This is a genomic window from Sporosarcina sp. QA0331 (assembly GCF_055808055.1).
Map to the genome: position 1 here is coordinate 2,713,139 of NZ_CM147850.1, position 22,135 is coordinate 2,735,273.

The 22,135-nt window shown below is 40.3% G+C and carries 26 protein-coding genes; 8 read left to right on the forward strand and 18 right to left on the reverse strand.

The annotated features are described in order from the left end of the window. Positions 1 to 69: 69 nt before the first annotated feature. From glmS to AC0L13_RS13760, 8 genes are all read right to left on the reverse strand, one after another. Complete coding sequence (glmS, locus tag AC0L13_RS13725) at positions 70 to 1,872, reverse strand: glutamine--fructose-6-phosphate transaminase (isomerizing) (RefSeq protein ID WP_473640489.1); 1,803 nt, start codon at positions 1,870 to 1,872, stop codon at positions 70 to 72. A 498-nt stretch (positions 1,873 to 2,370) separates the two neighbouring features. Continuing rightward, the gene (locus AC0L13_RS13730) at positions 2,371 to 3,264 is read right to left on the reverse strand and encodes a zf-HC2 domain-containing protein (RefSeq protein WP_473640492.1); all 894 of its coding nucleotides are present in this window, start codon (positions 3,262 to 3,264) and stop codon (positions 2,371 to 2,373) included. Beyond that, on the reverse strand, positions 3,254 to 3,736 hold the full coding sequence (locus AC0L13_RS13735; RefSeq protein WP_473640494.1) for an RNA polymerase sigma factor: 483 nt from the start codon (positions 3,734 to 3,736) through the stop codon (positions 3,254 to 3,256). Before AC0L13_RS13735 ends, AC0L13_RS13730 begins: the two co-directional genes overlap by 11 nt. Before the next feature lie 189 nt (positions 3,737 to 3,925). Next, entirely contained in the window at positions 3,926 to 4,576 is a 651-nt protein-coding gene (locus tag AC0L13_RS13740; protein WP_473640496.1) for an SDR family oxidoreductase, read from the reverse strand. 110 nt (positions 4,577 to 4,686) lie between these two features. Beyond that, entirely contained in the window at positions 4,687 to 5,301 is a 615-nt protein-coding gene (locus AC0L13_RS13745) for a hypothetical protein (protein WP_473640498.1), read from the reverse strand. Between the two features lie 22 nt (positions 5,302 to 5,323). Further along, positions 5,324 to 5,518 (reverse strand): DUF6366 family protein, encoded by a 195-nt coding sequence (locus AC0L13_RS13750; RefSeq protein ID WP_473640500.1) that lies wholly within the window; start codon positions 5,516 to 5,518, stop codon positions 5,324 to 5,326. A gap of 29 nt (positions 5,519 to 5,547) precedes the next feature. Continuing rightward, positions 5,548 to 5,955 carry a hypothetical protein gene (locus AC0L13_RS13755; protein WP_473640502.1) on the reverse strand — a complete coding sequence of 136 codons (408 nt, stop codon included), beginning with the start codon at positions 5,953 to 5,955 and terminating at the stop codon, positions 5,548 to 5,550. Between the two features lie 21 nt (positions 5,956 to 5,976). After that, positions 5,977 to 6,846: a DMT family transporter gene (locus tag AC0L13_RS13760; RefSeq protein ID WP_473640504.1), complete on the reverse strand. Its 870-nt coding sequence runs from the start codon at positions 6,844 to 6,846 to the stop codon at positions 5,977 to 5,979. 190 nt (positions 6,847 to 7,036) lie between these two features. On the opposite strand from AC0L13_RS13760, the gene AC0L13_RS13765 reads away from it, so the two are divergent. Both AC0L13_RS13765 and AC0L13_RS13770 read left to right on the forward strand, forming a co-directional pair. Continuing rightward, complete coding sequence (locus AC0L13_RS13765; protein ID WP_473640506.1) at positions 7,037 to 7,570, forward strand: TetR/AcrR family transcriptional regulator; 534 nt, start codon at positions 7,037 to 7,039, stop codon at positions 7,568 to 7,570. A 2-nt stretch (positions 7,571 to 7,572) separates the two neighbouring features. Then, positions 7,573 to 7,959: a DMT family transporter gene (locus tag AC0L13_RS13770; RefSeq protein ID WP_473640508.1), complete on the forward strand. Its 387-nt coding sequence runs from the start codon at positions 7,573 to 7,575 to the stop codon at positions 7,957 to 7,959. Between the two features lie 110 nt (positions 7,960 to 8,069). Here AC0L13_RS13770 and AC0L13_RS13775 read toward each other — a convergent pair whose 3' ends face one another. Then, the gene (locus tag AC0L13_RS13775) at positions 8,070 to 8,945 is read right to left on the reverse strand and encodes an AraC family transcriptional regulator (RefSeq protein WP_473640510.1); all 876 of its coding nucleotides are present in this window, start codon (positions 8,943 to 8,945) and stop codon (positions 8,070 to 8,072) included. Between the two features lie 227 nt (positions 8,946 to 9,172). Here AC0L13_RS13775 and AC0L13_RS13780 point away from each other — a divergent pair, with 227 nt between their 5' ends. Together AC0L13_RS13780 and AC0L13_RS13785 are read left to right on the forward strand one after the other, a co-directional pair. After that, positions 9,173 to 9,934, forward strand: a complete 762-nt coding sequence (locus AC0L13_RS13780; RefSeq protein ID WP_473640513.1) for an NRDE family protein — start codon at positions 9,173 to 9,175, stop codon at positions 9,932 to 9,934. A gap of 202 nt (positions 9,935 to 10,136) precedes the next feature. After that, entirely contained in the window at positions 10,137 to 11,114 is a 978-nt protein-coding gene (locus tag AC0L13_RS13785) for a tRNA dihydrouridine synthase (protein ID WP_473640515.1), read from the forward strand. 85 nt (positions 11,115 to 11,199) lie between these two features. Here AC0L13_RS13785 and AC0L13_RS13790 read toward each other — a convergent pair whose 3' ends face one another. The 9 genes from AC0L13_RS13790 to AC0L13_RS13830 form a co-directional block, all read right to left on the reverse strand. Beyond that, complete coding sequence (locus AC0L13_RS13790; protein WP_473640517.1) at positions 11,200 to 11,763, reverse strand: YdhK family protein; 564 nt, start codon at positions 11,761 to 11,763, stop codon at positions 11,200 to 11,202. Between the two features lie 109 nt (positions 11,764 to 11,872). After that, positions 11,873 to 12,199, reverse strand: a complete 327-nt coding sequence (locus AC0L13_RS13795; protein ID WP_473640519.1) for a four-helix bundle copper-binding protein — start codon at positions 12,197 to 12,199, stop codon at positions 11,873 to 11,875. A gap of 189 nt (positions 12,200 to 12,388) precedes the next feature. Then, the gene (locus AC0L13_RS13800; protein ID WP_473640521.1) at positions 12,389 to 12,910 is read right to left on the reverse strand and encodes a CueP family metal-binding protein; all 522 of its coding nucleotides are present in this window, start codon (positions 12,908 to 12,910) and stop codon (positions 12,389 to 12,391) included. A 40-nt stretch (positions 12,911 to 12,950) separates the two neighbouring features. Beyond that, entirely contained in the window at positions 12,951 to 14,417 is a 1,467-nt protein-coding gene (locus AC0L13_RS13805) for a multicopper oxidase family protein (protein ID WP_473640523.1), read from the reverse strand. Between the two features lie 210 nt (positions 14,418 to 14,627). Then, a complete protein-coding gene (locus AC0L13_RS13810; protein ID WP_473640525.1) occupies positions 14,628 to 15,659 on the reverse strand; it encodes a C40 family peptidase in 1,032 nt (343 codons plus the stop codon). Between the two features lie 244 nt (positions 15,660 to 15,903). Next, positions 15,904 to 16,614, reverse strand: a complete 711-nt coding sequence (locus AC0L13_RS13815; protein ID WP_473640527.1) for a cytochrome c biogenesis CcdA family protein — start codon at positions 16,612 to 16,614, stop codon at positions 15,904 to 15,906. Positions 16,615 to 16,905: 291 nt separating this feature from the next. Next, the gene (locus tag AC0L13_RS13820; protein WP_473640529.1) at positions 16,906 to 17,640 is read right to left on the reverse strand and encodes an urease accessory protein UreH domain-containing protein; all 735 of its coding nucleotides are present in this window, start codon (positions 17,638 to 17,640) and stop codon (positions 16,906 to 16,908) included. 62 nt (positions 17,641 to 17,702) lie between these two features. Further along, complete coding sequence (locus AC0L13_RS13825; protein ID WP_473640531.1) at positions 17,703 to 18,380, reverse strand: response regulator transcription factor; 678 nt, start codon at positions 18,378 to 18,380, stop codon at positions 17,703 to 17,705. A gap of 20 nt (positions 18,381 to 18,400) precedes the next feature. Further along, positions 18,401 to 19,762 (reverse strand): sensor histidine kinase, encoded by a 1,362-nt coding sequence (locus AC0L13_RS13830; protein WP_473640533.1) that lies wholly within the window; start codon positions 19,760 to 19,762, stop codon positions 18,401 to 18,403. A gap of 185 nt (positions 19,763 to 19,947) precedes the next feature. On the opposite strand from AC0L13_RS13830, the gene AC0L13_RS13835 reads away from it, so the two are divergent. The 4 genes from AC0L13_RS13835 (at position 19,948) to AC0L13_RS13850 (ending at position 22,115) form a co-directional block, all read left to right on the forward strand. Then, positions 19,948 to 20,244 (forward strand): hypothetical protein, encoded by a 297-nt coding sequence (locus tag AC0L13_RS13835; protein WP_473640535.1) that lies wholly within the window; start codon positions 19,948 to 19,950, stop codon positions 20,242 to 20,244. 153 nt (positions 20,245 to 20,397) lie between these two features. After that, entirely contained in the window at positions 20,398 to 21,018 is a 621-nt protein-coding gene (locus AC0L13_RS13840; protein WP_473640537.1) for a superoxide dismutase, read from the forward strand. A 68-nt stretch (positions 21,019 to 21,086) separates the two neighbouring features. Continuing rightward, positions 21,087 to 21,623: a YwhD family protein gene (locus AC0L13_RS13845; protein ID WP_473640539.1), complete on the forward strand. Its 537-nt coding sequence runs from the start codon at positions 21,087 to 21,089 to the stop codon at positions 21,621 to 21,623. Next, positions 21,624 to 22,115: a flavin reductase family protein gene (locus tag AC0L13_RS13850; RefSeq protein WP_473640541.1), complete on the forward strand. Its 492-nt coding sequence runs from the start codon at positions 21,624 to 21,626 to the stop codon at positions 22,113 to 22,115. Positions 22,116 to 22,135 lie beyond the last annotated feature (20 nt).

Below are 22,135 nucleotides of genomic sequence, written 5' to 3' on the forward strand. Positions count from 1 at the left end.
TCTTACGGATATAATACCGAAGAGGTTATTTTTAATCAAACTTTATTATAAATTATTAAAAAAGCCTAGTCACTCCACCGTAACACTCTTCGCCAAATTCCGTGGCTTATCCACGTCGCACCCACGATGAAGCGATGCGAAATACGCAATCAACTGTAACGGAACAACTGAAACGATTGGTGTCAGTAACTCATGTACAGGCGGCAAGACAAAACGATCGCCTTCCTCTTCCGTGCCTTCCATAGAGATGATGCACGGATGCGCGCCACGAGCGACGACTTCTTTGACATTGCCTCGGATATTGAGACTGACGGATTTTTGAGTCGCTAAGGCGAAAACTGGTGTACCTTCTTCAATAAGGGCAATTGTTCCATGCTTCAGTTCTCCGCCGGCAAATCCTTCTGCCTGGATGTAGGAGATTTCTTTTAGTTTGAGTGCGCCTTCCAGGCTGACGTAAAAGTCTATGTTTCGCCCTAGGAAGAAAGCGTTGCGTGTTGTTTCAAGGTACTCCTTCGCAATCTGTTTCATGTCATCCTTCGAGTCGACGAGGGTTTGGATGGCGTTGGCGACGATGGAGAGTTCCTGTCTCAAATCGAAATCGATTTCCTTGTTGAACTGTTTTGCGACAACGTATGCAGTGACGGCGAGCACGGCGACTTGGGCTGTGTACGCTTTCGTCGATGCTACCGCAATTTCTGGACCTGCATGGAGAAGCAAAGTATGGTCTGCTTCTCGTGACAACGTGGAGCCTGGAACGTTTGTCATTGTGATCGTCGGGTAGCCGAGCGCTTTGATTTTCACGAGCACTTGGCGACTGTCGGCTGTTTCCCCGGATTGGGTGATGAATAAAAACAACGGGTTCTTCGAAAGCAATGGCATATTGTAGCCGAATTCGCTTGAAATATGCACTTCGACTGGGATGCCTGCGAGCTTTTCGAAGTATTGCTTGCCGATCAAGCCAGCATGGTAGCTTGTGCCGGCCGCAATGATGTAAAGTCGATCCGCGTCTTTAATTGCTTGGATGATCGCCGGGTCGATAGTGAGTTCCTCGTGATCATTTGTGTAAGCCGTTAAAATCTTGCGCATTACGCCTGGCTGCTCATCGATTTCTTTGAGCATATAGTGCGGGTATGTTCCTTTTTCGATATCGCTCATGTCGAGTTTTGCTGTATAAGGAGCTCGGTTGATTTCCGTACCGTCGAGCGTCATGATGCGGATGGCTTCTTTTGTGACGAGTAAGACTTCTTCATCATGGAGCTCGATGAACTGGTCCGTCAGTTGCAGCATTGCCATCGCATCGGATGCGACGACGTTAAAGCCTTCCCCGACACCGACGAGCAACGGACTGCGATTTTTCGCGACGTAGATTGTTCCTTGATCTTCCGTATCCAGCATGGCAATAGCGTAAGAACCGTGCAATAAGGATAACGTATGACGAAAAGCCTCTTCAGTTGTCATGCCATTTAGTACGAACACTTCAACTAATTGTACGATTACTTCAGTATCGGTCTCCGAATTCAAGTTCACGTCTTGCAAGTATTGCTTTTGCAATTGTACATAGTTTTCAATGACGCCGTTATGCACAAGCGTAAAGCGTCCGGATTCGCTTTGGTGTGGGTGGGAATTCTTCTTATCTGGTATCCCATGTGTCGCCCATCTCGTATGGCCGATCCCTGTTTTGGACTCGATGGATGGATCAACTGCATTTCGCAAATCCGCGATCCGTCCTTTTTCTTTGATGACTTCCACGCCGCTCTTTGTCAGAAGTCCAAGTCCCGCTGAATCGTATCCACGATATTCAAGTTTTTCGAGCCCTTTAAGTAAGAACTCTTTCGTATCCCGCTCTCCAATATAACCGACAATTCCACACATATTGATTTCCTCCTCATGAAGAAATGACAAAATCCACCTCGGAATTTCCGAAGTGTTTGCCTTTTACTTGTTAGAATAGCCTTTTTGCCTTGTTGTCCGTCCGATTGCTCGGATGTTTTGTAGGCAAAAGTTACAATCGGGCGTTTCGATCGGGAGGCATCCGCCGACTGTTTCGATACTCCTCCACCTCGTCTGCTGGGAATGTGGGACATCCGATTTTCCCAGCACTGGCGCTTTCATTGGTTTCCGATTTTCCGTATAATTCCCCTCCTTGACGGGTCGGTTGACAACCGATTTTTTAATCATACAAAACTCGCTATTTTATTGTCAAACCGCAGTGTCATAATTACGGATAAAGCCTATTGCTCTAAATCTTAATGGAGAGGAAGTTCCATTAGTTTTCATTTACTACTTCCAATATGAAATAGTCTTGGGGTAATCAACTTTATTAAAAACAGAGTTAACTCCATACATTGGAAGTTAACTCTGTTTTTTACGTTAGTCTAATATATTTTCCACAGGTTTTGAATTTCGTTTTTGGATTAGCCAGTTGCCGAGTATGAATGCAGTGATGATGAACAATACAATCGGTAACTGGAAGACCGTCCAGGTAGTAGGGCCATAATACTTAATTTGATGGGCTTTTTCAATTGTTTCAAGATAGGAATCCTGATATTCATATTGTACAATCCATTGATTATCAGCCATTGCTACTGTACCTATATCATAATCATTTGGAATAATTGACTCTGTAATCATCCCATTCTTTCCAACTACAAGCGCTGCGTGCGCATAATTAATCGGATAAATAGTTGTGGGTCCTTCCTGTAAACGCTTGTAATCAATTGGATAAGGCTCTGTTTTCCCATCTCGTAAAAGCGTGAAGCCTTCTATATCCTCAGTAGAAAATACAGCCAAATACTGGAGCTCCCCATTGTATTTTTGGAATACCGATAGGAGTGCTGTTTCATCCGGTTCTTTTTGTGTTTCTAATACCCCGAATGCGTCTTCCAAGATACTCCGTTTTTGCTCTTCAATCCCTTGTGCTTCTTGTCGATCTTGGTTAAGATCAATAAACATCGTTAAAGAGTGAATAAAAAAACCAACTGTCACGATGATCGAAATCCATAACGATCTTCTTAAAAAGGTCATAAAACTCTTCTGTACATCGAAATAATGTGCTACCTTTTGGAAAGGCTTTTTTTGTTCAATCCTAGCTTGAACATCTGGCTCCTCATGAACGTCAAATTCTTCACGCATTTGATGCAGGTGCTCCGCGCATTGTTCGCAAGTAGCGATATGATTCTCTATAAATCTTGACGTTTCCTCACTGCATAGCTGGTCTATGTATGATGGTAATAAATCACGGACAATATAGCATTCAGTCTTCATTCAAGCTCACTCGCTCTCTTAATTTTAATTTGGCGCGGTAAAAGGTAACCCTAGCCCAATTTTCATTTTTCAGGAGGATTTCTCCGATTTCTTTAAAGGTTAAGCCGCCCAGTATACGAAGTAACACAATTTCTTTATACGGATCTTCTAACGAATGAATTGTCCGATAAAGTGCAATTTTATCTTCACCTTCGATTAGTTTGTTTTCTACTGAAGGCACTTGATTCAGCAGTTGCGGTGATTGCGGTTGTTTAACTTGCTTATCGACGAACTTATAATAGGTATGCTTTGCAATTTGACATAGCCAAACAGACATTTTGCATTCACCATTGTACGTATCGATTGAACGCACAGCTTGGTAAAAAGTCTCTTGTGTTAGTTCCTCTGCAATGTTAGCATCTCGACAGAGGACCATTAAATATTTGAAAACTTGTTCGGCATTTTGTTCATATACTTCCGTTAGCTCCCCCAACGTCCTACCTCCTTTCACCCTATATATCTAAAAAAACATCGTTTCGTTACAAACATTCTTGTTATTTTTTCTCATTCGGCACATTGTACCATTTCGACGTCTAAATGAGACATAAAAAAACGGACTGTGAGTTACCATCAGTCCGTGTTCATTCTCATATTTTAATTAGATTATATACCGAAGTAATCCTCACTCAATGTTCTGTAATGCATCATTTATTTCAGTCTCACCAGACATTAAGCCAATAATCTTCTTATATGTCCGCTCCTCATCCAATGATGCGACAACCGCTCTTGCCACATCCTCACGTGGGATAGATCCTTTTTCAAGATCATTTCCAACAGCTACTTTTCCTGTGCCCGGTTCATTCAGTAAAAGCCCAGGTCCGAAGATTGTATAGTTTAAATTACTAGCTACTAGCAACCGGTCCGCATAATGTTTTGCAACCATATACGGTTTAATTGGGCTGTCTTTCCAAGATTCTCGGTCATAGGCTTGAAACGCACTTACCATGATATAACGGCTTACACTTACTTTTTCAGCCGCTTCCATGGATTTCACAGCCCCATCCAAGTCAACTAGCAATGTTTTATCCGGCCCCGTCTTCCCACCTGATCCTGCTGAGAAAATAACGGCATCAGAACCTTTCATTGCTTCAGCCAGATCTTCCACACTACTCTCTAGATTTGCAAGAACCGTATTTACGCCAGCTTGTTTGAGTTGCTGTGCCTGTTCCTCACTTCGCACCATTGCCGTTAATTCGTGTTTTTCACTCGCTTGAAGGAGATTCACAATATGCTTTCCTACCTGACCATTCGCTCCGATTAAGAATACTTTCATGTTGGATACTCCCTTCCTATTTATCTACATAAACATTGTTTCAAACGGGTAGACCTTTGTCCAAGGTGTTGCCTGTAACTCATCTTTTCAATAGTAACTGTCAGTAATCGTTATTCTTTGTCTTTATCAGTTAATACAATTTTATATAATAACGCAGTTTCAAATTCATCAAGGCCTTCAGGCAGTTCGCCATTTACACTTCCTATAGACCGCAACGAGTTTTTAGTTGTGCCTGCCCACGCTACTAAATTAACAGGTTCGTTTTTCTTCAGAGTAATCTTATCGCCGATTAAGTTACCAATAGAAGAAGCTGTCATGGTAGTTGTATATTCCGTTGTCGCTAGGCCGGAAGGTATGCCGGATATCAATTTTAAGGTTTTCTCAAAGTCATCCTCGCCATTGAAATCACTTATTCCAAAGGAAATAAGGATGTCTTTATTTTTTTTATCAAGGACGCCCCAAGTCTTCATCAATTCCTCCTGAAACTCTCCGTTTTTAAACAGCTCCACGGTAAGCTCCAAATCCTCATCTTCGCCAAGTGTGCCATTTAACTTGAAGAAATCAATATGCCCGACTCCCGTTTTACTAACAAGCAGCTTTTCGTGTTCATTCAAGGTATATGGTTCAATTGTCATCTTAGAGGAGGCACCCCCTGGCTTTTCGTCAAGACAGCCAGTTAATAGTAAAGATATTGTGAATATGAATATGTAAGCAGCTTTTTTCAATTATAAAATCCCCTTTTTTTCTCTAGTTGAAGAAAGCAAAATAGAGTATGGTTGCAACTAGTAGTAAAAGAATTAATATGCCGGTCCCCTTCCATCCTAATCCTCCAACAAGATCTTGGAGCCCCCCGCCGTGAATACCTCCTGCAGGGTTTCCTTTCAATTCTTCTTGTCTCAATCTTTCTCTTAATTCTTCTGGACTTTCTTTATCTTTATTCAACGAAATTCCCCCACCTTCACGCGAGAGTACTACTTGATGAACTTTTTAATCAGTACCAATACGATAAAATGAAGAACTCCGCCGACCATACCAAAGAGGAACATGAAAATCATTGAGTAAAGACCATAAAGTATAACGCTTGCAATAAGACCTGCCAAGCCACCGGAACACGCATATACTAACGCCTTTACCCAGTTCGGATGCTCCTTTAATCGAGCTGAAAAATCGATGTACAATGAAATAGGAAAGGCTCCAAATCCAAAGAACGGCCACGAATATAGAGCCACAACTAAGACGGTTGGACCAAAACTCCAAGAGTCTTTAAAAGCGATCATTGAGTAGAGTGCCATAAAAGCTCCAAACAGTACGGGGGAAACAAAAATCGCTAATAAATAGAGAGAGAAACGGTCAAATATTGTTTTATAGCTTGTTTCCATATTGAAATTTCTCCTCCTTTCTCATACACTTTTCACTACCTTAGCTGTCCAATTCACCATGAAGATGCCGATGAATATACATACACCACCTACTATTACATTCCATGCAATTGTTTCATCCAGTAGTAACCATCCGGTAAGGACTCCAAAGAATGGAGCTAAAAACAAGAATGCGCTTGTTTTGCCGGGCTCGCCAGTTTGTAAAAGATAAAACCAAACAGCAAATTGAACGATGGAGGCCATGAGTGCTAGCCATAATAGGATGGTTATTGATATTGCTGTAATTTGAAATGAAGGTTCTTCCAATAGAAAACTTCCAACGAATAAAATCAGACCACCAAATAACATTTGGTAAGCTGTTAAAACCCATGTGTTAAATTGAACGCCCCATTTTTTAATCAGTAAAGTTCCGATTGCCCACGAAATGGCAGACAGAAAGCCAAAAAGGGTTCCAATTTTCAAGTCCACCTGTGCACCAAGCGTTATCATCACACCAATAAAACCTAAAATAACACCGAACCATTGTCGCCAACTATATTTCATTTTCATGAAAAGCGTTCCAAATATAACAACCAAAAGCGGGTTCATAAAAGTTAATATAGAGGATTGCCCCGCTGTTATCGTCCGTAAGCTGACGAAAATACATCCCATGACACCTGCCGTTTGAAAAAATCCGATCAGCGCAATTTTCATCCAATCCGCCATCTGCTTAGGATGAGCGATTCGTAAGCATTTTACAATTATCGCCATAATGACCCCGGCTATAAGGAAGCGCAGGGCTACAAGCATAATGGGTGTCGCGTAAACCAATCCAATCTTTCCGATTGCGAATGCTGATCCCATTAAAGATGTAGTTAATACGACTAAAAATCCAAAAAGCCATTTGTTCATCATTGTATTCCCCTTCGAAAACACACCGAATTATTAAAAATTTATAAAGTTCGTAAAATGAGTATAGCATGTAAAGTTAGCAAGTAGAGAGGTAACCTATCATTCGTTACAAATACTACAAGGTCTAAGCAATTGATAAAAAACCGTCCAGACGGTACACTAAAAAGAGTGTTGGTTTGGAGGAGTTATTATGAATGACAAGAAAAAAAGGTTATTAACTGCTGCATCGGAACTTGTGGAAGAAGAAGGAGTCGTCAAACTCACATTAGAAGCGATCGCTCAAAGGGCTGGGATGAGTAAAGGTGGACTGTTGTACCATTATCCAAATAAAGAAGCGTTAATAAAAGGAATGGTGGAAGATTGGTCAAACAATTATTTCGATAGCATTTTGACGTTAGTGAATGACGATAAAATAGAACACGGAAAATGGAGCAGAGCTTACGTAACATCGACCTATTCCGATATCGATAACAATAAGCATCTAAGTTCAATTATGGCCGCGATGTTTTATAATCCCGATTTATTAGATGGCTTTCGGCAACAATACGATAATTTGCTCAAAGAATTAAGTAATGATGGAATTGATCCAGTCAAAGCAACGATCGCAAGATTATCTATAGATGGTTTGTGGTTTTCAGAGATATTTGGAATGAAACCATTATCTAAGGATCTTCAAATACAAGTTTTACATGAACTTATTGATATGATTCAGGAGGCAGAATAACGATGTCCTATTTATATTTAGCACTTTCGATTTCTCTGGAGCTCGTTGGTACTTCCTTATTAAAAGCTTCCGAAGGATTTTCAAAGCTATTCCCTACAATCGGGGTCGTCATCGCTTTCATAAGCTGCTTTTTCTTTTTATCCTTGTCTCTTAAAACAATTCCCTTAAATACTGCCTATGCCATTTGGTCAGGTATTGGGATTGTCGCTACTGTGATAATTTCAGTTAGCATTTGGAAGGAAAAAATCAATTTGGCTAGTATTGTAGGAATCACTCTTATACTTGTAGGTGTAGTGATCTTGAATTTATTTGGACCGGGGCATGGCGAATCGAGTAATGATAAAACTAGTGGATCATCAGTAGCGATGGACGATGGCTCGACCAAATAACGAAAAAAACACAGCCCTAAGCGGACTGTGTTTTTTCAAATCTTGCTTGTTTCGTTTTTCCAATATTGATCCCGCAAACTTGTTTTGGGTTGCGCGGAAGTTCCTTAATCTTATTTCCTTTTTAAAACCGGAATCCAAATTTCACTTGTCACAGATGGTGAAGTTAAATCTTGAGTTTTAATCGACAAGATTTCTGGTCCTTCTGCAACTTGATAATTGGAAGATGGAAACCACTCAGAATAAATCCTTCCCCAAGTTTCCTGTAGTGTACTAGGGAAAGGTCCAGTTGATTCAAAAATCGCCCAAGTTAAGGCAGGAACTTCTAATTTTGAATAGTTTTCAGGGCATCCTTGTGTAGTTGCCACCCCTATATACTGATCAAGCTCTCCTTTTTCTTCCATACGTCCTTCAGAAAAGTTTGTTGATGCTTGAATAATCCCTACCGGTTCCACATTTGAAAGTTTTTTTAACTGTTCTATTTTTGTCATCGTCAAAGATTTCCACATCGCTGTAATTTCCGGGTTTTCGCCTTCAAAAATAATCGGGACTCTTTTCATAATACCAACTATGTTAAACTCACCTTTTTGTTCAATTCGGTAATTCATTTCATTTCCTCCTTTAATTGATAATTGGAAGGTCATTGGTGGAAAGGCTTTTAGTTGCTGTCCGTTGTTCCTTGCTTCTGATGGTGTTACACCATGAAAGTTTTGAAAAGCTCTAGTAAAAGAGTCTGGAGAATTATATCCATACTTAACTGCCATATCAATTATCTTTACATTACTATTTGAAAGCTCAAATGCAGCCAAGCTCAATCGTCTACTGCGAATGTATTCTGACAATGTTATACCTGCAAGAAAAGAAAACATCCTTTTAAAATGATATTCGGAACAATGAGCTATTCTTGCCACCATAATAAAATCTATTTCATTCGTGAGGTTATCCTCAATGTACCTCATTGCATCATTCATGCTCTTAAGCAAATCCATTATCTGACCTCCTTTCCTCAATAGAATAACAGGAGTTGAATGTTTCATCCCGACATTCCATGCCCCATTTTGTCGGGTTAATATTTTGTTTTTCTAAATGAATGATGAATTGATGCGCGCATCTATCTATGGATGTGAAAGAACAAGTCAATAATTGAGAGTCCATTTTCTGTAGTTAAAGACCCCTATAACATTGTATACTTTTAGAAAGGAGAAGTGATGTTGTCATGTGTTTGATTAACTTTCATTTTCAGGACCATTCGATCTACCGTTTGATCGTAGCTGCAAACAGGGATGAGTTTTACAAACGCCCTACTGCTCCAGCACATTTTTGGGAAGACAAGCCTTATCTGTTGGCAGGCAGGGATTTATCCCAACGCGGGACATGGCTTGGCATTACGAAAAAAGGTCGGTTTGCTGCACTGACTAACTACAGAGATCCTTCTGAGCAAAAGAAGAACGTTCGGTCGCGTGGTGAAATTGTGACTGATTTCCTCGATTCCGATTTGACTGCCGCTGAATTTTTGAAATCATTGCAGCTAAAGAAGGCCGAGTATGCGGGATTCAACGTAATCGTCGGCACCGTAGATAAGTTGTGCTATTATTCGAATGTCGAAAATGAAGTGAAGAAGATTACCCCCGGGACATATGGGCTGTGCAACCATTTTCTTGATACACCATGGCCAAAAGTCGTTAAAGGGAAAACAAATCTTCATAAGCTCGTTGAACAAAAACGCGTTATTCAGCCCGACGAATTGTTCGACATGTTGCAGGATACCGAACCGTTTCCAGACGAGCAACTTCCTGATACAGGAGTGGGAATACAATTGGAACGGGTTCTTTCTTCCCTATTCATTAAATCAGAAGGATATGGCACCCGTTCATCGACAGCCCTGCTCATCGATCATGAGAATAACATCACATTCGTGGAACGGACGTACCGGGACGGAGAGTTTTTGGAAGACCGTACATTCAGTTTTTCCTTGTAATAAAAGAATGGGCCTTTGTTAGAAAGAATGGACCTCGACAGTGAAAGAATGAGCCCTTGTTAGAAAGAATGGACCCTTGGAATGAAAAGTCTTTATCATGCATACAAACTACTACTTTTCGAGAATGTATCAGTGCATTCGGCCGCAATAAATGATACTATTTGATGAGCAAATGATTTTGCATGCAACAGGAGGATACAAAATGAGTAACGAAGATAATTTTTGGCTTGATCTACCGAAGCCGTTTTTTATATTAGCACCGATGGAAGATGTGACTGACGTCGTGTTTCGTCATGTCATTGCCGAAGCAGCACCACCTGACGTTTATTTCACAGAATTTACGAATACGGAAAGTTATTGTCATCCGAATGGAAGAGAAAGCGTTCGTGGCCGTTTGATGTTCACAGAGGATGAGCAGCCGATTGTCGCGCATATTTGGGGTGATAAACCTGAGTATTTTAAACAGATGAGCATCGACATGAAGAAACTCGGGTTTAAAGGCATCGATCTCAACATGGGATGCCCGGTGCAAAACGTTGCGGCTAACGGAAAAGGGGCGGGTTTAATACGACGCCCTGAAGTTGCAGCTGAAATCATCCAAGCAGCAAAAGCGGGTGGATTGCCAGTCAGTGTAAAAACAAGACTAGGCTATATCGAGATTGACGAGTGGCACGAATGGTTACGACATATATTGGAGCAAGACATTGCAAACCTGTCCATTCACCTTCGTACAAGAAAAGAAATGAGCAAAGTGGATGCTCACTGGGAATTGATCCCTGAAATAAAAAAGTTACGAGATGAAATTGCTCCAAATACGTTGTTAACAATCAACGGCGATATTCCTGACCGTTCAACAGGACTAAAACTAGTAGAACAATACGGCGTCGATGGCGTCATGATCGGCCGCGGTGTTTTCACGAATCCTTTTGCTTTCGAGAAAGAACCGAGAGAACATAGCGTGAAAGAGTATCTAGATTTACTGCTGTTGCAATTGGATCTCCATGATAAATATTCAACAGAAGAAGAACCACGTCCATTCAAACCGCTTCTCCGCTTTTTCAAAATCTATATTCGCGGATTTAGAGGCGCTGCTGAATTGAGAAACGAATTGATGAATACAAAAACGACGGATGAAGTACGTCGGTTAGTAAAAGCAGTTATGGAGAACGGATTGGATTGAGTCAGATCCAATTTAATTGCATATAACACTAATTAGCCCCATAAGTTGAAATATCCTCAACATATGGGGCGTTCCTTTCATATCGTTAGTTAGCTGAAAGTTCATCTTCTGTTACCCACTTATGGTTAGTTACTTTTTCACCACCATTAGTTGGCATATAGTCAATCATGTAAACTGTAGTTTTTTCAGCTGAATCAATTTCCGCTACCGCTCCTTTCATCCCTTTCATATGGTCTGCCTCTACAGTGACTTCAGTACCTGCCTCCAATGTTTTATCACCAGCATCCTTAATTTCCTCTTGGATTACCCATTTATGATTTTCCACTCTTTCTCCGCCAGCTTCCGGAGTATATGAAATTACGTAAGCTGTCGTATCATAAGCACCCACAATGGTCGCAACGGCACCCTTCATCCCTTTCATATGATCAGTTTCTATGATTGCTTCACTTCCGACTTCATAGGTTGGATTTTCAGCCACTTTCAAGTTTGCAGGAACTTCACCTGAGCCGGAATGGTTCATCTCCATTTCCATATCTTCTTGTTGGGGTTCATTATTAACGTCTGTACGATTCTCGTTGGTCGTTTTGTCCCCACATCCACTTAAACCGACAACCATCGCGAGACCTAGAAAAAATACATGCTTCTTCATTTGTCTACTGCACCTCTGTTTTCATTAAAGTAGTTATGAATGAAACTATCCCAAGAAACCGTGTTACATTTCTCGGGATAGCTCCTCCAATAAAGTTTTTCAGTATCGTTTACGCTAATGCTTGACGACATGCTTCGGCGCATTTACGGCAAGCCTCTGCACAGCGTTTGCAATGATCCATGTCATGCTGATCACACTCTTCAGCACAACGGTCGCAAATTTCAGCACAGAGTTCTAGAACCTGAGTAGAGAATGGGCTATTACGCGTTATCGCTTGGGCAGCGAATGCACACACATCGGCACATTCTCGGTCCAACCGAATGCAATCAGCCATCATGTTAACATCTTCTTCTTTCAAGCATGCATCGAAACAAGTATTGCATTCCTTAAGACATTCTAGAATCACCTTAATAGTTTCTGCGTATTTCGTATTCATAGACGCACCTCCTGAGATTTTCATTCGGTGTATTTTTTCCCCCGGGAGAATTAATATAAACGGAAATTGCATAACTCCTTATAAAATCCTTATTTCTCGTTTCGTATTTGAACCATCATAAGAAATAAAAAAGAACCGTGAAAAGTATGGTTAATACTTCACGATTCCAAGTGAATTATGAGTAAGTATTTAGGATAGTTGCATCGTTGTAATACAAGTATTGTCGCCTTCAAAGGTAGATATGTTAGAGTTAACCGTTTTCCCGTCATGTGTAATTTTCACTGGAAAATTTTTATTTCGCGGTAACCACAAATCAATAAATCCATTTTCTAAAGAAGTCATCGTTTCATCGACCACAACGTTGCCATCTTCATCTTGAATAAACACGTCGAAATCCTCGTTAACTAATTCACCTTGGCACCCTGTTAAACTGTGGATTCCACAAGGATGCGTAGTTGTAATAAATGGGGCAATGGAAACGAAGAATTCATCATTTGGCAAGTCAAATGTCGATTCTTTGCCTTTGTCTTTCACAATTAGTTCATGAGAAGTAATGGACGCTGTTACATCATCACCAAAACTTCCAACGCTATACTCATGTACCTTCCCTTTTATATCTTCAATTTCATTTCCAACTGACGAATCATCGCTGCAAGCGACTAACACAAAGCTTAGCAATAAACCGAATGCAACGAGTACACTTTTTTTCATGATTGATTTCTCTCCTTTTCTTTACGCTACATGCAATATGCTACTCTATCAAAATTTGCCCCATCATTCCGTTGTCTTCATGTTCAAGAATATGACAATGGAACATATATACACCTTTATGCTTAAATTGTATCGCTATTTTCACTTTCTCATCTGGTTTTACAGAAATGCTGTCCTTCCATCCTCGTTCATTTTCCGGCGGTGCTTCTCCGTCTCTTGAGATGATTTTAAATTGTGCACCGTGAATATGGAATGGATGGATCATACCACCCATCATATCCGGTTTGTTGTAAATCTCCCACACTTCCGTAACGCCCTGCCCCTGTTTGAAGTCAATTCTTTCCGGATCAAATTTCTTTCCATTTATCGCTACCATCTTCATCATTCCAAAAAGCTCTATCTTCTTAGTAACGGGCAAGTCCATTTCTTCTTCTGTCAATGAAAAATCATTCATTTCTCCCGGTATTCTGCTGACAGCACCGCTTTGGTCAGAAACCTCAAAAGGTAAGATGACTGATCTATCCTCATTTATTAATGCCAATTCATCTGTCACATTAGCCTGTGAAAAATCAACAACAATTTCTGCTCTCTCGGAAGGAGTCAATGTCACTTCTTTTAAAATAACCGGTTCATTCAATAAACCGCCATCTGTTGCAATTTGAACAAAAGAATCCTCTGTATTCAATTTGAATGTGTAATTTCTTGCATTCGATCCATTTAATAAACGGAGACGCACCTTTTCTCTGTTTACAGTCAACTTGGGATTCAACGTCCCGTTGATCAGTAGTGTATCGCCGATTGTTCCGTCTTCATTCTTTGTAGCGCTGTAATTCAATTGTTTCTTATCATCAAAATTACGATCTTGAAAAATTAAAGGAATATCATTTTCACCATAAATACTTGGCAATCCTAGGCTTTTCGAATTATCATCCTCAATATAAATCAAACCGGCAAGTCCATTGTATACCTGTTCAGAAGTTTTGCCGTGAGGATGAGGATGAAACCATAAAGTAGCTGCCTCTTGTGCCACTTCAAATTCAATCAGCTTTTCTTCTCCAGGTTTTAGCGCATCATGGGGGCCACCGTCCACGTCCGCAGCTACCTCCAGACCGTGCCAGTGAAAAGTGGTCTCTTCGTCCAGCTCATTTATCGTTCTAATTTTAACTTTGTCACCTTTTTCAAAGCGGAGCATCGGGCCTAAAAACGATCCGTTGTATCCAAACGTTTCTGTTTCAGTTCCATTAAATATTTCGGTCTTTCCTTTTTGTGCCCGAACTGTGTATACTGCATCTTCTCCAGCATTCCGTTCAAGCATAGTAGGAATTTTCAATTCATTTTCCCCTGTTGAGTCATTTAACATGACTACCTCGTCATGACTCATATGACCTTCCATCATGTCACCCATAGTGGAATGATTCATTTCCTTTACGGGCTGGGCATTTTTACTACAACCGCTGATAACCAATATACTAATTACTACTGCAGCAAGTTTTATTTTTATTCCCACCACTATTAACTCCTCTCGTTTATTATTACTTTTTTCAGGATATCAGGAACATATCAAAAAAATATGCATGTACGAGTTGTGTTTAAGAAACGTCATAATTAATGCATAGAATTTGCATATTGACTGGTACTCCAATGTTGCTACTAAATAATAAAAGCCCTTAACGACTCCAATAATGGTCATTAAGGGCTTTGCTTCATATATTCATTTTCAATCCATTGCACTGTATATTGCTACTGAGAATTCTGCGCGTGTTGCTTCTTTCCCGATGCTAAAGTTTTTTGTTTGAAACACTGTTGACTTATCCAATGTCTTCAAAGCATGGATTGCCCCGAAAGCCCAGTGACTTGTCGGTACATCACTATATTTAGACGCGGATTGCACTTTCCCATTCACTTGACTCTGAAGGTCAAACGCTCGGTCAACAATTCCTGCAAGATGTGCACGTGTTAGTTTGTCATTAATACCAAATTCTCCAGTTTCATATCCATTAAAGATTCCTGCTTCACTCAAAGCCGCGATATCTGCAGCATATTGGTGATCTGGCGCAACATCCTTAAACGTCACTTCGGTAGTTGCTTTTAACTTAAGCTTACGATTTATCATTGCAGCTGCTTGTCCGCGTGTAATTGACTTTTCGGGTTTGAATGTGGAATCCTCGTAACCCTTTATGACGTCGATTTTATTTAATGCAATGATTGCCTCAAACGCTGGATGCTTTACCGATAGATCTTTAAACTCTTCACTCATCTGTTCAGCAGGTTTTGTTGGCTCCGGGTCAAAAGCTACATTGGTATTTGATATTCTTTTTGCACCCGCATACTTAGGTGCCCAATAAGGGTCTGTCTTTAAATTGGCTTTAAGTACCCCTTGGCTCTTTGCTGATATAAATTCGTTATTCCCTAAATAGATCCCTGTATGGGAGATACCACTTTTATATGTATTAGCAAAAAACACAAGATCCCCTGGCATCAGATTGTCTTTACTTATCGGAGTCCCAACCCTGAACTGATCTTCCGATGTTCTTGGCAAACTGATGTTAAACTTGTTAAAGACGTATCGTATATATCCTGAGCAGTCAAAACCGTCGGGTGTTGTACCTCCGAATTTATAAGGAGTACCATAAAACTTTTCTGCATAAGCTGCTATCTCACTTGAATTTGCAGCATCGACTTTATTTAACATCGTAAATTGAATCGTGCCCATAAGAAGCACAGCCATTACTAATTTAATAACACGCATTACCAATTTCCACCCCAACTGTTTTAATTTCTATCTATCTGGCTATCTATTTTTTATAATTTCTAGATTAACAGTAACATATTAATTATGAATTCCCCTTTACAATTACATTACATTCACATTACTAATTTTAGTATTTTTTAAGGATTTGCATTTTCAAAACTAAAGTGTGTACATAACAATTTTCTCCCATTAAAAAACGCTTAGAAAATTCCCTCTAAGCGTTTCGATATATAGATTAGTGTTAAAACCCCATGAATCCACCGAAAAATGGACTGAGCCACGCAATGATTAACGTCAACCCATCGAAAAATAGTAGAATCCCAAGTGCAATCATAATATAGCCACCAACTTTAGTAATTGTACGGCTATATTTTTGAATCCATTTAACTCGGGTAATGAAAATGGAGAGAAGGAAAAACGGAATTGCGAATCCTAGAACATAAGTAAGCATATACCAGATACCTGCACCCGGATTTTGGGAAGCAAGCATGAAAACAGCTCCCGTAATCGGACCGGTACAAGGTGTCCACCCTGCTGCAAACGCGAGTCCGATAAGAAATGTGCCAAAATAGCCAGCCGGCCGGTTTTTAAACTGCAGTTTCTTTTCCTTCATCAGGAATTCCGGTGTAAACAGACCGATGATCATCAAGCCAAAGAGAATGATGAAAATGGAACCAATTTGCCGAAGTAAATCCTGGTATTGAATAAAGAAAGTACCTACGAAAGAAGAGCTAAATCCAAGAAAGATAAAAATGATGGAGAAGCCAATTAGGAATAAAATCGTATGTACCATACCATTTTTCTTTATTTTCACTTTATCCGATTTCAATTCATCCAGTGACATGCCTGTAATATAGGAAATGAAAGCCGGATACAGCGGTAACGTACATGGAGATATGAAGTTAAGCAGACCTGCTCCAAATGCTAGAAATAAATTCAGATCAGTGAACAAATAGGAACACTCCTTAGAGATAAAAGCATTTCGCTATATAAGATAGACAGTTGATTTGTATTTAGTGTTTTCAGTTGCTTGAAGTGTAAGGCGGCGACTCCAGCGAACGCCGTTACGTAGAACGGCGTTTGCAAGCACAAGCGCAGCGTTGCTGCCTTAATTTCTGCAAAGAACACAGAAATACGACAAATCGAACCCTTCGCTGTTCGCTTCGAAAGCGTCCGCCTGAAATGGAAAGCAACGGTGGATTCTGAATGTCGGTTTCTTTTGTTCGTCATATATAGACAATCGTTAGATCCCCCAATACGTCAACGTATCAAATAATCCGATCAACACAAGCAGCAACCCCGCTATACGTTGAATGACCCGGCCAATTTTCACACTTTTCCTCATGATTCGGCGATCTGTTTCAAAAAGCCATATCATCAGGAATAGAAGGATCAGGGGAAACGATGTGGCAATCCCAAAGACAGCGGGGAGTACAAGTCCATACGAGGTGGAGGAAACGATTGGCATGAGCCAAACGAAAAACAGAACAAACATTGTCGGACAAAATGCAAGTGAAAAACTCGCACCTAACAAAAAGGAACCTACCTTCCCCTCTCGTATTCGTACCGGAATATGTATCGTCATATGCTGAAAGATTCTCAGTTTCAAAATGCCCAATAGGACAAGTCCAGTAAAAATGATGAGTGGGCCTATCGCTTTACGGAAAATCGGAAAGTATTCCGTCATCTTGGATTCGAATGCTTGACCGAACACCCATGCCAACAGACCAAATGCGCTGAAAACGACAACCTTTCCTGCAATAAAAGCAAAAAATTCGAGCCAATCAGTCTTGAACTGAACTGTACGATTGCCGTATAGCGTGATGGCGCTCATATTCCCTGTCAATTGACAAGGTGCAACAGCGCCAACCACCCCTAACAGTAATGCAAACATGAGTGGAAAATCTGCGTACGAATGAATAAGACCCGTAATCGGCTCCGTGATGACTTGGCTAATTTTCGATAAAAACGTATACATCGAGGATCACTCCTCCTATAATTTATTCAGCATTTTATCTATTTCTGGCCAAGATTCACGCATCAGTTCCACTTATATCCGATTCCCCACACCGTTAATAGGAAGTCATGAATCGGGAAACCTGCAACTTTTAGTTTCTCCCTTAAATTCCGAATATGCGAGTCCACTGTCCGAATATCCGTGAAGGTGTTATAGTCCCACGCTGTACGTAAAAGCTGTTCACGTGTAAATGTTCTTTTCGGGTGAGTGATTAACGCCTCAATAATATAAAATTCCTTTAACGTCAGTTGCACTTCCATGTTTTTGTAATGCAATGAATAAGAATCCCGATTCAAGGTGAATTCTCCGTACACTGTATTGCTGTTTTCGGAGACTTCGCTTGAAGCGCGGCGGAGTAATGCATTCACTCTAGCCACAAGCTCCCTCTCATCAAAAGGTTTTGTAATATAATCATCCGCCCCGAATTCAAGACCTTTTACGATGTCTGCTTTATCTGTCCTCGCAGTGAGCATAATTACCGGGATGGTCGATATTTCCCGTATTTTCTTGCAAACTTCCCAACCATCCAGATCAGGCATCATCACATCCAATAAAACAAGATCGATCTTTTCTTCCTTTACGATGTCCAGTCCTTCTTTTCCGGTTAGTGCTTTTATACAGTTGAATCCATGGGGTTCTAAAAATAACCCAAGTAAGTCAAGCATTCTCTGTTCGTCATCTATCAGCAAAATCGATTGCATTTGTTCAACTCCTTACCGATTTACACCCTAATTGTAAATTCGCTCCCTTTGCCTAACTCACTTTTCACTTCGATCGATCCGTCATGGGCTTCCACCAATTCCTTCACAATAGCGAGTCCAAGACCTGAACCGCCAAACGTTCTCGAGCGGGATTTTTCGACTCTGAAAAGCTTCTCGAAAATCATATCGATTTGTTCTTCCGGGATTCCGATTCCTTCATCCGCAACTGTAAGGACCGTTCGATTTTGTTCTTTGCAAATTTCAAACCTCACAGTGGTGTTTTCATTTGAATACTTTAACGCATTGTCCAAAAGATTCAGTACTACCTGCTCCAGTCTCACTGGATCTGCATGAATCTGAAAATCCTTGTTGGCTATCAAATTCAGATGGACGTTCTTCAAAGCAAAAGAAGGTTGGACAAGTCGATAAATATCTTCACCGAATTTTTGCGCAGAAAAATCCGACTTTGAAACTAAAAATGTCAATTCATCCATTTTTGCTAACTCCATTAGGTTTTTCATTAAATCCTTCATTCGATTCGATTCTTCAGCGATAATCATTAAATAATGATTTCTCTGCTCTTCAGTCAAATCGGGCCTCATAGCCACTTTCAAATAACCAATCAAGTAGGTTAACGGGGTGCTTAATTCATGAGAGATTGATGCAAGAAACTCATTCCGCTCCTTTTTCATCCTCTCCAAATCATTGGCCAGTTTCCGAATCGCAATCGATAATTCGCCAAGCTCATCATTCCCTCCTGCCGGAAGGCTAACATCGAAATTTCCATCGCTTAATTTCTCTGTCGCTTCCTTCATTCGAATCAAAGGGCGAGTAAGAAATTTGGACAAAATCGAATAGATGATAAACAGGATGACAATAATTGCTCCACCTGCTAAGCCGAAATGAAGATTCAGCTTGCGCACTAGCTGTTCTAGTGGTTCAGTGCTTTGAAACATCAACACATACCCCGAATACTTCTCGTCAATTTTGTATGGATGAGCACTTATGATATAGGGAGAATCTTCCCATTCTTGTTTGATGATTCGATCATCTTGAACCAATGAGTTTTGTAAGAAGGCGCGTGACGGAAGGAGTTCATCCAGCTTTCCATCCGAACTTCGAATAATATCCCCGTTCTTGTCGGTAATGATAACTCCCCTGTCTCCTTCGGCTTCCATTAAAACAATGTGGGTAATCGTCTCATCTGAATAATGATCGATTAAGACGTTCCGGTGATTGGAGCCCGTTGCCAACAGACGAGAATATTCTTCATCCACTCTTGTATGAACAATATTTTGGTGCAGATACATCATTAGAACCGTTTCAAGGACAAGGAAAGAAATGATAAAGTATGCAGCCAGTTTTGTCGAAATTTTATTCAATACAGTCCGTTCTCCTCTCCTCATGCAATTAGTATAGAAAATAATTATCAAAAAGATATGCAGACGAAAGGATAATCCACGCGTTCCCATGAAATGATGACGTCTTTGTGTCTGCACACTTTATCCAAATCTCTTTAGTATAGTAATTACTATAGAGGCATTTCAACATACGAGCCATGGTAGACATGAAAGGAGCATGTATCATTGAACAACAAAAAGAGGAATCGATTTATTTTCAGGGTAATCACCTTATCCCTCCCACTGATGTCGTTAAACTAAGCGACAATCAATTCGAACTCATTGAACACAATTGCCCGATCTTTGAAGTTTCTAAAAAATACAAGCAGGCATGCCATTGCGAAACGAATATGTTTAAAGAAGTGTTAAATACGAATAATGTGCAGCGAACAAAATGCAAATCCGACGGAAATATCCATTGCCATTTTCTCATCATTTTTGATGAAGATGGATTATCCAGCTAATTTATTTTCTCCCTAGTGTTAAAGCAATTTATTTAGCGGCGGGCAACACAGTTGACTTCTGTAGATCGCATATCCTATTATCATGATAGACACTTTATATACTAATAGGTTTATAAAGTATAAAAAATGAACAATTATACAGGGGGAATTTACATGTCTACTTTTACACTTCCAGAATTGGGTTATGGTTTTAACGCATTAGAACCAGTAATTGACCAACAAACAATGGAGATTCACCATGGGAAACACCACCAAACCTATGTAAACAATCTGAATGCAGCATTAGAAGGACAAGAAGCTGCAAGCAATAAGACGCTGGAAGAGCTTCTATCGGATTTGGATTCATTGCCAATATCCATTCAGCAGGCAGTTCGAAATAATGGTGGTGGACATTTAAACCACTCGCTGTTTTGGGAAACCCTCAAGTCTCCGTCTGAAAATAATGTACCGACAGGTGAGTTGGCAGAAGCGATCGATAAGAATTTTAGCAGTTTTGAAAAGTTCAAAGAAGAATTTGCGAAAGCTGCAACGGGAAGATTCGGCTCTGGATGGGCATGGCTGATCGTCAATAAAGATAATCAGCTTGAAATCACAAGCACCCCTAATCAAGATAACCCTATCATTGAAGGCAACAAAGCAATACTAGGTTTGGATGTTTGGGAACACGCTTATTATTTGTCTTATCAAAACAGAAGGCCTGAATACATTACAAACTTCTTTAAAATCGTTAATTGGGATGCTGTCTCTAAAAAATATGATGAAGCAGTGAAATAAACATCAAAGAGACAAGATAAGCGGCCGTTCGGTTCATTATCTTGTCTGTTATAAAGGAGGAAAACATATTGGCGGAACGAAAAAAAGAGCAGAAGATGACATTTACAATCCTAAGCGGCGATCCAACCGACGGTGATGGCGGATTCGGTATCGGTTCAATCAGCCTTGATAATATGACCCCTCTAATTATTGATCCTGAAAATAATGACGTTTATATCGACATGGACGCATTGCATGCGAAAAGCAAAATAGAAAAGAAGGTCCGCTTTCAGCCAGATAAAGATCATGCAGGGCCAAATCCTAAACTTTATTGGATTGTATGGCTTACACTTCAAAACATTGGATCTGGCCCTTATTATTACGGCGCTGCTGCTTGCGAGGTATTAGTTTCTAGGGAAGAACGGCGCATCAAGCTTGGATATAAGTCGTTGCCTGAGCATGTGAACAATATGGATAAGTCGTTAAAAGGGAAATTTATCCTATCACATATGGATGATAAATCGTTAGTGCTATTAAGTCACTACCTAAAAGATTATGATGAAGGGTATTTTGAGCGTTCAAGTGCGGAATTGAAGGAACAACTACTGTTTAGGGAGGGAAATTAATTGTTGGATAAGATAAGTGCATTTAAAGAAGCAATGGCTAATTACCCCACCGGTGTTACTGTTGTTACTGCAACTAACGAAGAAGGTAATCCGATGGGATTGACAGTTAACTCCTTTGCCTCAGTGTCACTCGACCCATTGCTGATCTTGTGGTCAATTGATAATAAGAGTTCTTCGTACGATGCATTCAAGGATACGCAGTATTTTGCCGTCAATATATTGGCAGACAATCAAGCTGATATCGCCAAATTGTTCGCGAGCCGTATGAACAGCAAAGAACGTTTTGAAAATTGCACATGGCAACTTTCAGATTTCAACCTGCCTATCATCGAAGGGACAACGGCTACCCTGCAATGCAAAGTGTATAACCGAATCGAGGCAGGAGATCATACAATTCTAATTGGAGAAGTATCCAATATCTCTGTTGAAAAGAAATCACCGTTACTTTATCACCAAAGAGGGATGGGTGCATTGCCCGCAAGTTTCCATTAAGAATAATAGCATTCTAATAT

Coding starts and splice junctions, on each gene's coding strand:
- glmS (WP_473640489.1), bottom strand. CDS start 1,872: ATGTGTGGAATTGTCGGTTATATTGGAGAGCGGGATACGAAAGAGTTC.
- AC0L13_RS13730 (WP_473640492.1), bottom strand. CDS start 3,264: ATGAAGACTGAATGCTATATTGTCCGTGATTTATTACCATCATACATA.
- AC0L13_RS13740 (WP_473640496.1), bottom strand. CDS start 4,576: ATGAAAGTATTCTTAATCGGAGCGAATGGTCAGGTAGGAAAGCATATT.
- AC0L13_RS13755 (WP_473640502.1), bottom strand. CDS start 5,955: ATGGAAACAAGCTATAAAACAATATTTGACCGTTTCTCTCTCTATTTA.
- AC0L13_RS13760 (WP_473640504.1), bottom strand. CDS start 6,846: ATGAACAAATGGCTTTTTGGATTTTTAGTCGTATTAACTACATCTTTA.
- AC0L13_RS13765 (WP_473640506.1), top strand. CDS start 7,037: ATGAATGACAAGAAAAAAAGGTTATTAACTGCTGCATCGGAACTTGTG.
- AC0L13_RS13770 (WP_473640508.1), top strand. CDS start 7,573: ATGTCCTATTTATATTTAGCACTTTCGATTTCTCTGGAGCTCGTTGGT.
- AC0L13_RS13775 (WP_473640510.1), bottom strand. CDS start 8,945: ATGGATTTGCTTAAGAGCATGAATGATGCAATGAGGTACATTGAGGAT.
- AC0L13_RS13780 (WP_473640513.1), top strand. CDS start 9,173: ATGTGTTTGATTAACTTTCATTTTCAGGACCATTCGATCTACCGTTTG.
- AC0L13_RS13785 (WP_473640515.1), top strand. CDS start 10,137: ATGAGTAACGAAGATAATTTTTGGCTTGATCTACCGAAGCCGTTTTTT.
- AC0L13_RS13790 (WP_473640517.1), bottom strand. CDS start 11,763: ATGAAGAAGCATGTATTTTTTCTAGGTCTCGCGATGGTTGTCGGTTTA.
- AC0L13_RS13795 (WP_473640519.1), bottom strand. CDS start 12,199: ATGAATACGAAATACGCAGAAACTATTAAGGTGATTCTAGAATGTCTT.
- AC0L13_RS13800 (WP_473640521.1), bottom strand. CDS start 12,910: ATGAAAAAAAGTGTACTCGTTGCATTCGGTTTATTGCTAAGCTTTGTG.
- AC0L13_RS13810 (WP_473640525.1), bottom strand. CDS start 15,659: ATGCGTGTTATTAAATTAGTAATGGCTGTGCTTCTTATGGGCACGATT.
- AC0L13_RS13820 (WP_473640529.1), bottom strand. CDS start 17,640: ATGTATACGTTTTTATCGAAAATTAGCCAAGTCATCACGGAGCCGATT.
- AC0L13_RS13825 (WP_473640531.1), bottom strand. CDS start 18,380: ATGCAATCGATTTTGCTGATAGATGACGAACAGAGAATGCTTGACTTA.
- AC0L13_RS13835 (WP_473640535.1), top strand. CDS start 19,948: ATGAAAGGAGCATGTATCATTGAACAACAAAAAGAGGAATCGATTTAT.
- AC0L13_RS13840 (WP_473640537.1), top strand. CDS start 20,398: ATGTCTACTTTTACACTTCCAGAATTGGGTTATGGTTTTAACGCATTA.